Raw genomic sequence first — 13,550 nt, 5'->3', positions numbered from 1 at the left:
GTCAGCCGCCGTCGAGCGGCGGCGTACACCTGGCTGCCACAAAACATCAACGGCGCTCCCGGTCCGACTTCGGAGATCGCTTCGAGTACCGGGCTCATCGTGAGCGGGCTCTCTAAAGGCGAACCAAACCCCGGCTAGCCGTCCGCCGCTTTAGCCGGGCGCTATGGCCTGCGGCCAGCATCGGGTGCGGGCGGCACCGGTCCGCCCCCGCCCGCGCGGCGGCGGCACCCCGCCGCGGGCCGCGGCGCAGCGTCGTCCGGTCGGGCACGGCAGCGCGCCCGCGGACCAGGTGAGCGAGAGGGAGAGCGATGGACAGGGGAACGGCGCAGGCACCGCGGAAGACCGGGACCGGCGTGTGGTTGCGCCGGTACCACGACTCCGCGTCGGCACCGGTGAGACTGATCTGCCTGCCGTTCGCGGGCGGTTCGGCGAGCTACTACTTCGGCTTCTCGGGGCTGCTCGCGCCCGGCGTCGAGGTGCTCGCCGTGCAGTATCCGGGGCGGCAGGACCGGCATGCCGAGCCCGGTCTGGAGTCGGTGGCCGAGCTCGCCGACGGTGTCGTGGCCCATCTCCCGGACGACGGCAAGCCGTTCGCGCTGTTCGGGCACAGTCTGGGCGCCATCGTGGCGTTCGAGGTGGCGCGGCGCCTGCGGGGCCCGTCCGGGCCCGGTCTGCCGGTGCACCTGTTCGCCTCCGGTGGGCTGGCGCGGCCCTACCGGGCGGCCGGGCAGAAGGGGGTGCTCGGTGACGCGGACATCCTGGCTCACCTGCGGGCGATGGGCGGCACCGACGAGCGGTTCTTCACCAGCGCGGAGCTGCAGCGGCTCATCCTGCCCGCGCTGCGGGCCGACTACCGGGCCGTGGGCTCCTACGAGGCGCCCGGCCCCGAGCGGCTGGAGTGCCCGATCACGGCGCTGATCGGGGACGCCGACGGGCGTACGTCGCCCGAGGAGGCCGCGACCTGGCGGGAGCGCACCAGTGCGGGGTTCGATCTGCGGGTGCTGCCCGGCGGCCACTTCTACCTCGACCACTGCCAGGAAGAGGTGGCCGCCGTCGTCACCGCGGCGCTCGCGCCGGCCTCCTCCGCGGGAGGGGCTGGAGCGGACGGCTGAGGGGGCCGTCGCGTACGACGGGGGTGGGTGCCGGGGGCGGGGAGGTCCTCTCCGCCCCTTGCGGCGGCGGTGCGGTGACGGCCGTGCAGCCGTCACCGCACCCCCTCGGTCAGGGCCGCAGGTCCTCCAGGTAGTACAGGGCCTCGTCCACCGTGGTCGCGAAGTCCATGTCCGGATCGTTCGCCCAGTCCATCGCGACCTGCAGCATCACCCCGAACACGGCCCCGGTGTAGGCGCGGACCGCGGGGTCCCGCGGGTCGCGCCCGGACCGCTTGGCCACCTGTTCCCCCATGAGCTGCATGGTCTGGTGGATGTTGCCCAGACTGGCCCCCCAGAGCTCGGGCTCGGAGAGGATGAGCACGAACCGCTCGCGCTGCAGGGCGAGTTCCTGCTCGGAGATGTCGCTCAAGATCGACCGGATGGCCTGTCGTTCGGCCTGGATCGGCGTGAGGTCGGGCGACTGGGCCTGGAACATGGCGGTGAAGGGCAGGTCGTAGTCGTGAGAGAAGACCAGGTCCTGCTTGGTCGCGAAGTAGCGGAAGACGGTGCTGGGGGCGACCTCCGCTGCCACCGCGATCTGCTCGACGGTCGTGGCGGAGTAGCCCTGCTCCCTGAACAGGCGCACCGCCTCCCGCTGAATCGCGGCCTTCGTCCTGGCCTTCTTGCGTTCTCTCAGTCCAGGCACTGGTTTGGCCTGGTCAGACTGCGTCTGCGGCTTCATGGCCAGATTCTGCGGTCTTCGTGGTGCTCTGGCCAACTTGGCGGGGCAGCCAGACCACCGCGAGGAGCACACCGAGCAGGCCGAGACCGCCGGACACGACGAGGACGACGTCCAGGGCGTCCACGTACGCGGCGCGCACCGACCGGGCCAGTCCGTCGGACGTGATCGCCCTGGCCACCGCCAGGCCGCCGAAGACCGAGTCCTCGACCGCGTCGTGCGCCTGCTCGGGCACTCCGGTGAAGTCCAGCTTGCCGCGGTAGCCGGAGTTGAGGATGGACCCCAGGATGGCCGCGCCGAAGCTGCCGCCGAGCGTGCGGATCGACTGGTTGACGCCGGATCCGACGCCGGCGGTGTCCTCCGTGAGCGCGCCGAGGGCGGCGTCCATGGCGGTGGGCAGGGCGATACCGAGGCCGAGGCCGTACACCGCCGTCCACGCGGCCGCCAGGCCGCTGCCGCTGCCGGTTCCCGTGGTGGCGCCGTAGAACAGGCCGGCCGCCAGCAGGGCGAAGCCGATGCCGACCGCGGTCTTGGGGCCGAGCGCCTTGGCGATCCTGTTGGCGACCGTCACCCCGACGAGCAGACCGCCGACCATCGGCAGCAGCCGGAAGCCGCTGCCCATCGCGTCGGTGCCGAGGACCGCCTGGTAGTACTGCGGCATCGTGAACAGCACGCCGAACATGGTGAAGTTGATGACGACGCCGAGCATGGTGCCGGAGGTGAACCGGGCCGAGCGGAACAGGGACAGGTCGACCAGCGGGTCGTCCACCCGCTTCTCCCAGAGCACGAAGACCACGAGGGCGAGCAGACCACCGAGGGACGGCACCAGCGTGGTGATGTCCGTCCAGCCCTTCTCGCCGCCCTGGATCACGCCGTACGTCAGCGCGGCCAGACCCACGCTGGAGAACACCAGGCCGCCCACGTCGAACGGCTTGGCGTCCTTGGCCTTGGACTCCGGCAGCCAGGCGGAGACCGCGAGGAAGGCGAGGATCACGACCGGCACGTTGATCAGGAAGACCGAGCCCCACCAGAAGTGGTTGAGCAGGTAGCCGCCGAGGATCGGGCCGAGCGGATAGGCCAGCATCGCCGCGCCCGCCACCGCTCCGATGGCCTTGGGCCGCTCCTCGTCGGAGAACATGACCGGCAGGAGCGCCAGGGTGGTCGGCATGATCAGCGCGGCGCCCAGGCCGAGCACCGCACGCGCGCCGATGAAGGTGCCGGCGGACGTGGCGTAGGCGCAGGCCAGCGAGCTGATGCCGAAGATCACCAGGGCGGCGAGCAGCACCTTCTTGCGCCCGAACCGGTCGCCGAGCATGCCGGCCGGGATCATTCCGGCAGCGAACACGAGCGTGTACGACGTCACGAACCACTGCAGCTCGACGTTGGTCGCGCCCATGTCGTCGGCCATCGCCGGCAGCGCCAGGCTCAGGATCGTCACGTCGAAGCCCACGACCATCGACGCGAGTACGAGAGCCCCGACGGCCCACCACCGCCGCGCACCCAGATCGGACACGAGAGTCCACCTCCTAAAGAGAGTTCGATATCCAGTCGGAGCGTACTCTCGTTTTTCGCACCGGGAACCACTCACTCCGTAAGGAACGCGTCAAGGCCGTCCGGTGGGCTTCGTAGGGGTGGTCCAGGGGCCGGGCATAGGGGCCGTTGAGGGGCAGGGGTGGGGTTGTGACGGCCGGTGCGGCGCCGTGACGCTGAGACCGTGACGAACAACGCGACGACCAAGAAGCCGCCGACGGTGAACAAGACCGTCGCCCCCGAGCCCAGCGACATCGGCCACTACTACGACCACAAGGTCTTCGACCTGATGACCCAGCTCGGCGACGGGAACCTGCACTACGGCTACTGGTTCGACGGTGGCAGGCAGGAGGCCACCTTCGAGCAGGCCATGGTCCAGATGACCGACGAGATGATCCGGCGCCTCGACCCCGCCCCCGGCGACCGCATCCTCGACATCGGCTGCGGCAACGGCACCCCGGCCATGCAGCTGGCCCGCGCCCGCGACGTCGAGGTGGTCGGCATCTCCGTCAGCGCCCGCCAGGTCGAGCGCGGCAACCGCCGGGCGCACGAGGCGGGCCTCGCCGGCCGCGTCCGGTTCGAACAGGTCGACGCCATGAACCTGCCGTTCGAGGACGGCTCCTTCGACCACTGCTGGGCCCTGGAGTCCATGCTCCACATGCCCGACAAGCAGCAGGTGCTCACCCAGGCCCACCGCGTGGTGAAGCCGGGCGCCCGGATGCCCATCGCCGACATGGTCTACCTCCACCCCGACTCCGGCGCGCAGCGCAACGCCACCGTCAGCGACACCACCATCTACGCCGCGCTCACCGACATCGAGGACTACCCCGGCATCTTCCGCGCGGCCGGCTGGACGGTCCTCGAACTCACCGACATCACCCGCGAGACGGCCAAGACCTACGACGGCTACGTCGAGTGGATCCGCGCCCACCGGGACGAGTACGTCGACATCATCGGCGTCGAGGGGTACGAGCTGTTCCTGCACAACCAGGCGGCCCTCGGCATGATGCCCGAGCTCGGGTACATCTTCGCCACCGCGCAGCGCCCCTGACGCCGCGTCACCGGCGTCACCCGGCCCCGGCCGCGCGCCGGCGGTCCGGCCCACCCGTGGCTCCCGCGCCTTCCCCGCTCCGCTCACCCATCCCAGGGGCCCGCCTGTGAAGACCCTCCGCATCCCCGTGTCGGGGACCGTCTCCCTCAACGTCCGGCACCGGCCGGCGGACGGACCGGGAGCCACGGGCCGACCGTTCCTCCTGCTGCACGGCATGCTCTCGAACGCCCGGATGTGGGACGAGGTCGCCGAACGCCTCGGCGCCGCCGGGCACCCCGTCTACGCCGTCGACCACCGCGGCCACGGCGAATCCGACGCGCCGCCGGACGGCTACGAGAACGCGGTCGTCGTCACGGACCTGATCGAGGCGGTCACCGCCCTGGACCTGTCCGGCGCCCTGGTGGCCGGGCACTCCTGGGGCGGGCACCTCGCGCTGCGCCTGGCGGCCGAACGGCCCGGGCTGGTGGCCGGGCTGGCGCTGATCGACGGGGGCTGGTACGAGTTCGACGGGCCCGTGATGCGCGCCTTCTGGGAGCGCACCGCCGACGTGGTCCGGCGTGCGCAGCAGGGCACCACCAGCGCCGCCGACATGCGCGCCTACCTCCGGGCCACCCACCCCGGCTGGTCGGCCGCCTCCATCGAGGCACGGCTGGCGGACTACCGCGTGGGCCCGGACGGCCTGCTCGTCCCCCGCCTGACCTCGGCGCAGGTCATGTCGATCGTCGAGAGCCTGCAGCGCGAGGCCCCCGCCGACTGGTACCCGAAGATCACCGTGCCGGTCCGGCTGCTGCCCATCATCCCGGCCGTCCCCCAGCTGTCCGACCAGGTGCGCGCCTGGGTGGCCGCCGCCGAGGAGGCCCTCGACCGGGTGAGCGTGCGCTGGTACCCGGGCTCCGACCACGATCTGCACGCCGGCGCGCCCGACGAGATCGCCGCCGACCTGCTGCGGCTGGCCGAGGACACGGCCGCGCCCCCGGTGCGCTGAACGCCGGGGCCCGTGCGGGTCCGTGCCGGGCGCGTCCCGGCGGCAAGGCGGGGGTTAGACCCGCTTAAGCAGCCGCGGCAACCCTGGCAGCGACCACGTACGGCTCACGCCTGCCGGCACCGTCCCGCCTGAGGCTTCACGCGCGAGAACAGGAAGGCTGACCATTCCCGTGGCGAACGAAGAAAAGCTCGTCGAATACCTCAAGTGGACGACCGCCGAGCTGCACCAGGCCCGGCAGCAGTTGCGCGACCTCGAGGCCGCGCGGCACGAGCCGATCGCCGTCGTGTCCATGGCCTGCCGGCTGCCCGGCAAGACCCGTACCCCGGACGACCTGTGGGACCTGGTGTCCGAGGGCCGCGACGCCGTCACCGGCTTCCCCGACGACCGCGCCTGGGACCTCCCCGACGAACCCCCGTACGCGGAGCTCGGCGGCTTCCTGGACGACGCGGCCGGTTTCGACGCGGGCTTCTTCGACATCGGCGAGACCGAGGCCGTGGCCACCGAGCCCCTGCAGCGCCTCATGCTCCACCTCGCCTGGGAGACCGTCGAGCGCGGCCGCATCGCCCCGCACACCCTGCGCTCCACCCTCACGGGCGTCTACGTCGGCGCCACCGGGCACGACTACGCGACCCGCCTGGAAACCGCCCCCGACGAGCTGCTGCCCTACCTCGGCGGCGGCACGTCCGGCAGTCTCGTCTCCGGCCGCATCGCCTACGCCCTGGGCCTCGAGGGCCCCGCGATCAGCGTGGACACGGCCTGCTCGTCCTCGCTGGTCGCCCTGCACCTGGCCTGCCAGGCGCTGCGCCGCGGGGAGTGCCGGCTCGCCCTCGCCGGCGGCGGCACCGTCATGTCGACGCCGCACACCTTCCACGCCTTCGCCCACCAGAAGACCCTCGCCGCGGACGGCCGGTGCAAGCCGTTCGCCGCCGCGGCGGACGGCATGGGCCTGGGCGAGGGCGTCGGCCTCGTCCTGCTGGAACGGCTCAGCGACGCCCGCGAGAACGGTCACCCCGTACTCGCCGTCATCCGCGGCTCGGCGGTGAACCAGGACGGCGCCGGATACGGCCTCGCCGCCCCCAACGGCCCCTCCCAGCAGCACGTGATCCGCGCCGCCCTCGCCGATGCCCGGCTGACCCCCGACCAGATCGACGCCGTCGAGGCGCACGGGACGGGCACACCCATCGGCGACGCCATCGAGGTCCAGGCCCTCCTCGCCACCTACGGCGCGGGCCGCTCCCCCGACCGGCCCCTGTGGCTCGGCTCCGTCAAGTCCAACACGGGGCACACCCAGGGCGCCGCCGGTGCCGCCGCGCTCATCAAGATGGTGCAGGCCCTGCGGCACGGCACCCTGCCCGCGACGCTCCACGTCGACCGCCCCACCCCGCTCGCCACCTGGCGCAAGGGCGGGGTCCGGCTGCTGACCGAGCCCGTCGACTGGCCCCGCCGCGACGAGCCCCGCCGGGCCGGCATCTCCGCCTTCGCCACGTCCGGCACCAACGCCCACCTCATTCTCGAAGAGGCCCCGGCGCCGGACGCCCCCGGCGAACCGGCGGCCGGCGACTCCGCGCCCGCCCTGCCGGTGGCCTGGCCGCTGTCCGCCCGGACCCCGCAGGCCCTGCGGGCGCAGGCGGAAGCGCTCGTCACCCACCTGACGGCCGCCGACCCGGCGCCCTCCTGCGCCGACGTCGCCCACTCGCTCGCCGCCACCCGCAGCCCCATGGAGCACCGCGCCGTCCTTACCGGCACGGACCACGCCGGCCTGCTCACCGCCGCCCGCGCCCTGGCCGCCGGGGACGATCACCCGGGCCTGGTCCGCAGCGCCCTCGACGGCACCCCCAAGAAGGTCGTCTGGCACTTCGACGGCCGTCCCCCGGCCGACTTCGCACCCGGCGCCGACCTGTACGCGGCGTTCCCCCGCTTCGCGTCCACCCTCGACGAGGCCCTCGGCCTCCTCGGCACGCACCTCGCCGTCCCCCTGCCGGCCGACCCCTTCGGCCCGCCCCGTCCGGGCCACGCCGAGCCCCTCCACTTCGCGGTCCACATGGCGCTCGCCCGACTGCTGCTGGACGCCGGGGTGCACGCCCACGCCCTCACCGGCGAGGGCGTGGGCCACATCGCCGCCGCGCACGCCGCGGGCGTCCTCACCCTGGACGACGCGTGCCGGCTGGCCGCGGCCCACGTCACGCTCAGGGGCACCGCCACCGGCGAAGGACACGGCGAGCCGCCCGCCGCCGACGCATACGAGCCGGTCCTGAAGCAGCTGACGTTCCGGCCCGCCACGCTCACCCTCACCAGTACCGCCCCGGCCGGCACGCCCGTCACCGCTCCCGGCTACTGGCGCCACCATCTCGCCCCGGCCCCCGGCACCGCCGACCGGCCGGACCCCGAGACCCACACGGTGCTCCACGTGGGTGTCCTCTCCCCGGACACTCCCGCCGTGGACGCCCTGCTGACCGCACTCGCCCGGCTCCACACCACGGGCGGCACCGTCGACTGGACCCCCCTCGTCCGGCGCACCGTCCGCCCCCGGACCGTCGACCTTCCGACGTACCCCTTCCAGACCACGCGTTACTGGCTGCACGACCACACCACGCGCCCCACGGTGTGACACGCCGATCACCCACTCACACAGGAGCAACCATGACCAGCACCGACAACACCCCCGGCCAGGACGCCACCGAGCTGGAGAAGCAGCTCGCCGCGGCCACCCCCGAGGAGCGCGAGCAGCTCCTCACCGACACCATCCGCACCCAGGCCGGCACCCTCCTGAACACCGCCCTCGACGACGACAGCAACTTCCTCGAGAACGGCCTCAACTCCCTCACCGCCCTCGAGCTCACCAAGACCCTCATGACGCTGACCGGCATGGAGATCGCCATGGTGGCCATCGTCGAGAACCCCACACCGGCCGAACTCGCCCGGCACCTCGGCCAGGAGCTCGCGCACACCGCGTAGACACCCCGGCCACCCCGCTCACAGCCCCACCCCGCCCCCGGAGGCCCACGCTCCCCGGGGGCACACACACGCAGCCCGGTGCTGCACCCACGCGGTCGGGAACCTCCGTGGCAGCACCGCCGAGCGCTCGCTCCCCGACCCGTCCCGGAAACGGTCGAAGGGCCGCTTCAGATTTCTCTGAAACGGCCCCTGATCTGCGACTCCTTCGAGTCGGGACGACAGGATTTGAACCTGCGACCCCTTGACCCCCAGTCAAGTGCGCTACCAAGCTGCGCCACGTCCCGGCGCGTGGCCCCCACCGGGGGCAACACGCACGCCGACCCTACCCCATCAGCCGGGCCGCACCGGTCAGTGGGCGGGCGACAGCCCCGGGTCCGGGACGGGTCCGGCGCCTTGCGCTTGACACCCTGCGACGAGCGCGCCCAGGGTGGCCTGAGCAGCTGGTGAACGGTCGTGGAACGGTCCAACGAAGGGCTCGCTCTCATGGTGGACGCGCTCGGTGTCGCCGTCGTCGGATTCGGCTGGATGGGCCGGGTGCACACCCAGGCGTACGCGCGCGTGCGGCACCACTATCCGGACCTGCCGCTGCGGCCCGAGCTGGTGACGGTCGCCGACGAGGTGCCCGGCCGGGCCGAGGAGGCCGCGGCGCGCCACGGGTTCGCCGCGGCGACCGGCGACTGGCGCGAGGTGGCCGCCGACCCGCGGGTGAGGGCCGTCAGCATCACCGCGCCGAACTTCCTGCACCGCGAGATCGGCGTCGCGATGGCCGGGGCGGGCAAGCACATCTGGATCGAGAAGCCGGTGGGCCTCGGCGCCGCGGACGCCCGGGCGGTGGCCGACGCGGTCGCCGGCGCCGGGGTACAGGGCGCGGTCGGCTTCAACTACCGCAACGCGCCCGCCGTGGAGGCCGCTCGCGATCTGATCGCCGCCGGGGAGATCGGCGCGGTCACCCATGTCCGCGTCCGGCTGTTCAGCGACTACGCGGCGCATCCCGAGGGCGCCCTGACGTGGCGGTACGAGCGGCGGCGCGGCGGCAGCGGGGTGCTGGGCGACCTCGCCTCGCACGGCGCGGACCTGGCCCGTTACCTGCTCGGCGACATCGTCTCGCTCACCGCCGACACGGCCGTCTTCCTGCCCGAGCGGGCCCGCCCGGCGGGCGCCACGGCGGGGCATTCCCGCGCCACGGGCGGCGAGCCGGGCCCGGTCGAGAACGAGGACTACGTGAGCTGCCTGCTGCGTTTCGCCTCGGGCGCGCGGGGTGTGCTGGAGGCGTGCCGGGTGTCGGTCGGCGAGCAGAACACCTACGGCTTCGAGGCGCACGGCACGAAGGGCGCCGTCTTCTGGGACTTCCGCCGCATGGGCGAGCTGCGCGTCAGCCGCGGCACCGCGTACCAGGACCAGCCCGTCAGCACGGTGTACGTCGGCCCGGGGCACGGCGAGTTCGGCGCGTTCCAGCCGGGCGCGGCGAACGCCATGGGCTACGACGACCTGAAGGTGATCGAGGCGTACCGCTTCCTGCGCTCGGTCGCCGACGGCACACCGTGCGGGGCGACCCTCGCCGACGCCGTGCGCGCCGCGGAAGTGCTGGACGCGATGACGCGCTCGGCGGCGAGCGGCGCGTGGATCGCCGTACCCACCCGGTAGGGCGTCACGACCGGACGCTCACCGGTGAGCGGGGGCGCGGGTCACCGCGGTGGTGGGGTGGGCACGTCGGGCGGCATGTTGTGGGGCGTCACGACTTGGATCGGGGACGGCAGGGTGGGGCCGGCGGGCGGGAGCGCTCCGTGGGCGCGCATCAGGACGCGGCACGCCTCGCGGACGTCCTGGCGCAGGTCGTGGTGGAGGACGGCGGAGAGGCGGTGCTCGGCCAGCAGCCGGGTGTTGTCCTGGTCGAGGTCGTGCGCGACGAACACGGCGCACTCGCGGCCGGCGTCCTCGAAGGCGCGCAGGGTGGCGATGTTGCCGCCGCCGATGGAATAGACGGCCCGGATGCCCGGGTCGCGGTCCAGCGCGGCGCGCACCAGGTCGTACTGGGTGGCGTCCAGGCCCTGCCCCTCGGCGATCTCGACCAGGGCACGGCCGGGGCAGCGGGCCCGCATGACGCCGCGGAAGCCCATTTCGCGTTCCTCCTCGTTGCGGAAGAAGCCGCTGCTGAGGCTGGTGAGGACGTTGCCGGGCCGGTCGGCGAGCCACTGCTGCACGAGGTAGGCGGCGGTGGCGCCGGCCGCGCGGTCGTCTATGCCGACGCAGCCGATGCGGGCGCTCGAGGGCAGGTCCGTCACCAGCGTCACGACGGGGATGCCTGCGGCGGCCAGCCGGCCCACGGCGGCGGTGATCCCGGGGACGTCGGGCGCCTTGAGGATCACGCCCTGGGAGCCGCGCCGGGCGATGCCGTCGAGGACCCGGACCAGTTCGGCGGCCGGGCCGGTCTCGCGGAAGTGGAAGCGGGAGCGCAGCACGGCCGGGTGCAGCGAGGGCAGTTCGGCCTCCAGGGCGGCGCGGACGGCACTGGAGAACCGCTGCGGCGCCTGCATCACGATGTCGGCCATGAACGTACGTCCCACCAGCCTGACCTGGGTGCGCTGCCGGTCGAGGTCGGCGATCGCCCGGTGCACCTCGCGCGCGGTGCTCTCCCGTACTCCGCCGCGGCCGTTGAGGACCCGGTCGACGGTGGCCTCGCTCAGCCCTGCCTGGCGGGCTATCTCCCGGATCGGGAACGGGTGCCCCATGCCACGGCTCCTTGAGGGGTTTTTGATGGCGCGCTGCTGGTTGTTCGACGGGTTTGTCAGGACAAGAATGACAGCGCTGCGGCGACCCTGTCACCGAGAGGACGACGATGTCCACGACTCCCGTACACCCGCGCGTCCGGCTGTCCGCCCGGGACTGCGACCTCGCCGCCTTCCGCGCACTGACCGAGCGGAGCACCGACCTGGCCGGCTTTCCGCACGCCACGTCCATCGAGCGGAACGTCCTCGTCTACGACCGAGACCGCGTCCTGGCGGCCGACCGTCCCGCCGTCCAGGACGAACTGGTCCGCGCCCTGGCCGACGGGCCCGGCGTCGTCGTCCTGCGGGGCGCCTTTCCCGACCCGGAGGTGGTGGACCGGGCGACGGCCGTGTTCGACGCCCTGATCGCCGGGCAGCGCGCCGCGGGCACCGCTTCGGGCGACCACTTCGCGCGGCCGGGCGCCAACGACCGCGTGTGGAACGCGCTGGAGAAGGCCGCGCTGTACGACGCGGAGGTGTTCGCCGACTACTACGCGAACGACGTCCTGGCCCTGGTGTCCGAGGCGTGGCTGGGCCCCGGCTACCAGATGACCTCGCAGATCAACGTCGTCAACCCGGGCGGCGCCGCGCAGGCCCCGCACCGCGACTACCACCTCGGTTTCCTCGACGACGAGGCCGCGGCGGCCTACCCGGCGCACGTGCACCGCCTCTCCCCCGTGCTCACCCTCCAGGGCGCCGTCGCGCACTGCGACATGCCGGTGGAGTCGGGGCCGACCCTGTACCTGCCGCACTCGCAGAAGTACGAGCCCGGCTACCTCGCCTGGCGGCGGCCCGAGTTCCGGGCGTACGCCGACGCGCACCATGTGCAGCTTCCGCTCGCCAAGGGTGACGCGGTGTTCTTCAGCCCGGCGCTGTTCCACGCCGCGGGCACCAACCGCTCGGCGGACGTGCGGCGTATGGCGAATCTGCTGCAGGTGTCGTCCGCGTTCGGCCGCGCCATGGAGACGGTGGACCGGGAGGCGGTCGTCACCGCGGTGTACCCGGTGCTGCTCGGGCGCAAGGCCCGGGGCGCGGACGTGCGGTGGCTGGACAACGTGATCGCGGCGAGCGCCGAGGGCTACCCCTTCCCCACCGACCTGGACCGCGATCCGCCCGTGGACGGGCTCGCCCCGCCCTCCCAGGCGGACCTGGTACGGCGGGCGCTGCGCGAGGAATGGGCACCGGGGGCGCTGCGCGAGGCGCTCCGGGCGTCCGCCGGGCGACGCGTGAGCTGAGTACCGAGGGCTTCTCGACCACGGGAACCAGTACGTGCCCGGCGGGCCGGGCCGCAGACACCTCATCAGGTCCCGGTCGTGTCGAGGACGAGCCCGCAGGACGACCGGGTCCGGGGCGGAGCCCCGGCCACGGACCGCAACCACACAAGGAGCAGCACCGCAATGCGCATCGGAATCCTCGGCCTCGGCCGCATCGGCGTCTTCCACGCCGAGACCCTCTCCGGGCTCGACGCCGTCACCTCGCTCGTCGTCGCCGACCCGGTCACGGACGCCGCGAAGTCCGCCGCCGAACGGTTCGGAGCCGACGTCGCGGACTCCCCCGAGGCGGTGCTGGCCTCCGGGGTGGACGGCCTGGTCGTCGCCGCCGCGACCGACGCCCACCCGGCCCTGATCCGTGCCGGGGTCGAGGCGGGCGTGCCGGTGTTCTGCGAGAAGCCCGTCGCCCGCACCATCGTCGAGGGCGTGGAGGTGCTCAGGGCCGTCGAAGGGAGCGGCGTACCGGTCCAGATCGGCTTCAACCGGCGCTTCGACGCCGGGTACGTCGCCGCGCGGGACGCCGTGCGCGGCGGCGAACTGGGCAGGCTGCACACCGTGCGGTGCACGACGCTGGACCCGGCGCCGCCGCCGGCCGCGTACGTCGCCGCGTCCGGGGGCATCTTCCGGGACTGCTCCGTGCACGACTTCGACATCATCCGCTGGGTGACGGGCCGCGAGGTGACCGAGGTGTACGCGGTCGGCGGCAACCGGGGCGCCGCGTACATCCGGGAGGCGGGCGACGCCGACACCACCGGCGCAGTCCTCACCCTGGACGACGGCACGATCGCCGTGGTGTCCAACAGCCGGCACAACGCCCGCGGTCACGACGTCCGCATGGAACTGCTCGGTTTCGCCGACTCGGTCGCCGTGGGCCTGGACGAGAAGCTGCCGCTGCGGTCGGTGGAGCCGGGGGTGACGTTCCCGACGGGCGTGCCGCACGACTTCTTCATGGACCGCTTCGCCCCCGCCTACCGCGCCGAGCTCACCGCGTTCACCGAGGTCGTCGCGGGCACGCGGCCCTCGCCGTGCACGGTCGCGGACGCCCTGGAGGCGGGCTGGATCGCCGAGGCGTGCACGCTGTCGCTGCGCGAGCACCGGCCGGTGACGGTCGCGGAGGTGCGCACCGGCTGACGGCCCCGGCCGCGAGGACCGGGGGGAGGGAG

11 protein-coding genes and 1 tRNA gene are annotated in these 13,550 nt (G+C 73.3%); 8 read left to right on the top strand and 4 right to left on the bottom strand.

The window, feature by feature from the left end:
• Nucleotides 1-308 precede the first annotated feature (308 nt).
• Entirely contained in the window at nucleotides 309-1,112 is an 804-nt protein-coding gene (locus tag ABZ354_RS18685; RefSeq protein ID WP_358657976.1) for an alpha/beta fold hydrolase, read from the top strand.
• A gap of 109 nt (nucleotides 1,113-1,221) precedes the next feature.
• Here the strand turns inward: ABZ354_RS18685 and ABZ354_RS18680 are convergent, their stop codons facing one another.
• Nucleotides 1,222-1,797 (bottom strand): TetR family transcriptional regulator, encoded by a 576-nt coding sequence (locus ABZ354_RS18680; RefSeq protein ID WP_358657974.1) that lies wholly within the window; start codon nucleotides 1,795-1,797, stop codon nucleotides 1,222-1,224.
• Between the two features lie 13 nt (nucleotides 1,798-1,810).
• On the bottom strand, nucleotides 1,811-3,343 hold the full coding sequence (locus tag ABZ354_RS18675) for a DHA2 family efflux MFS transporter permease subunit (RefSeq protein WP_358657972.1): 1,533 nt from the start codon (nucleotides 3,341-3,343) through the stop codon (nucleotides 1,811-1,813).
• A gap of 201 nt (nucleotides 3,344-3,544) precedes the next feature.
• Between ABZ354_RS18675 and ABZ354_RS18670 the strand changes: the two genes are divergently transcribed.
• From ABZ354_RS18670 to ABZ354_RS18655, 4 genes are all read left to right on the top strand, one after another.
• On the top strand, nucleotides 3,545-4,411 hold the full coding sequence (locus ABZ354_RS18670; RefSeq protein ID WP_358657970.1) for a methyltransferase domain-containing protein: 867 nt from the start codon (nucleotides 3,545-3,547) through the stop codon (nucleotides 4,409-4,411).
• A gap of 106 nt (nucleotides 4,412-4,517) precedes the next feature.
• Complete coding sequence (locus ABZ354_RS18665; protein ID WP_358657968.1) at nucleotides 4,518-5,396, top strand: alpha/beta hydrolase; 879 nt, start codon at nucleotides 4,518-4,520, stop codon at nucleotides 5,394-5,396.
• A gap of 169 nt (nucleotides 5,397-5,565) precedes the next feature.
• Nucleotides 5,566-8,004, top strand: coding sequence for a type I polyketide synthase (locus ABZ354_RS18660; protein ID WP_358657966.1), 2,439 nt, complete (start codon nucleotides 5,566-5,568; stop codon nucleotides 8,002-8,004).
• A 32-nt stretch (nucleotides 8,005-8,036) separates the two neighbouring features.
• Nucleotides 8,037-8,351, top strand: a complete 315-nt coding sequence (locus ABZ354_RS18655) for an acyl carrier protein (RefSeq protein WP_358657964.1) — start codon at nucleotides 8,037-8,039, stop codon at nucleotides 8,349-8,351.
• A 210-nt stretch (nucleotides 8,352-8,561) separates the two neighbouring features.
• Here the strand turns inward: ABZ354_RS18655 and ABZ354_RS18650 are convergent.
• Nucleotides 8,562-8,635, bottom strand: a tRNA-Pro gene (locus tag ABZ354_RS18650).
• Nucleotides 8,636-8,834: 199 nt separating this feature from the next.
• Here ABZ354_RS18650 and ABZ354_RS18645 point away from each other — a divergent pair.
• The gene (locus ABZ354_RS18645) at nucleotides 8,835-9,995 is read left to right on the top strand and encodes a Gfo/Idh/MocA family oxidoreductase (RefSeq protein ID WP_358658005.1); all 1,161 of its coding nucleotides are present in this window, start codon (nucleotides 8,835-8,837) and stop codon (nucleotides 9,993-9,995) included.
• 41 nt (nucleotides 9,996-10,036) lie between these two features.
• Here ABZ354_RS18645 and ABZ354_RS18640 read toward each other — a convergent pair whose 3' ends face one another.
• Entirely contained in the window at nucleotides 10,037-11,080 is a 1,044-nt protein-coding gene (locus ABZ354_RS18640; protein ID WP_358657962.1) for a LacI family DNA-binding transcriptional regulator, read from the bottom strand.
• Between the two features lie 107 nt (nucleotides 11,081-11,187).
• On the opposite strand from ABZ354_RS18640, the gene ABZ354_RS18635 reads away from it, so the two are divergent.
• Nucleotides 11,188-12,351, top strand: a complete 1,164-nt coding sequence (locus ABZ354_RS18635; RefSeq protein ID WP_358657960.1) for a phytanoyl-CoA dioxygenase family protein — start codon at nucleotides 11,188-11,190, stop codon at nucleotides 12,349-12,351.
• Nucleotides 12,352-12,513: 162 nt separating this feature from the next.
• Complete coding sequence (locus ABZ354_RS18630; protein ID WP_358657958.1) at nucleotides 12,514-13,518, top strand: Gfo/Idh/MocA family oxidoreductase; 1,005 nt, start codon at nucleotides 12,514-12,516, stop codon at nucleotides 13,516-13,518.
• Nucleotides 13,519-13,550: the final 32 nt, after the last annotated feature.

The organism is Streptomyces sp. NPDC005925 (assembly GCF_040638805.1).
In the GTDB taxonomy this organism is placed as follows: domain Bacteria; phylum Actinomycetota; class Actinomycetes; order Streptomycetales; family Streptomycetaceae; genus Streptomyces.
This window is presented reverse-complemented; position numbering and strand designations above follow the sequence as displayed.

Bases quoted from the DNA above. Each gene is read 5' to 3' on its own strand.
- ABZ354_RS18685 (WP_358657976.1), top strand. From the start codon at position 309: ATGGACAGGGGAACGGCGCAGGCACCGCGGAAGACCGGGACCGGCGTG.
- ABZ354_RS18655 (WP_358657964.1), top strand. From the start codon at position 8,037: ATGACCAGCACCGACAACACCCCCGGCCAGGACGCCACCGAGCTGGAG.
- ABZ354_RS18645 (WP_358658005.1), top strand. From the start codon at position 8,835: ATGGTGGACGCGCTCGGTGTCGCCGTCGTCGGATTCGGCTGGATGGGC.
- ABZ354_RS18640 (WP_358657962.1), bottom strand. From the start codon at position 11,080: ATGGGGCACCCGTTCCCGATCCGGGAGATAGCCCGCCAGGCAGGGCTG.
- ABZ354_RS18635 (WP_358657960.1), top strand. From the start codon at position 11,188: ATGTCCACGACTCCCGTACACCCGCGCGTCCGGCTGTCCGCCCGGGAC.
- ABZ354_RS18630 (WP_358657958.1), top strand. From the start codon at position 12,514: ATGCGCATCGGAATCCTCGGCCTCGGCCGCATCGGCGTCTTCCACGCC.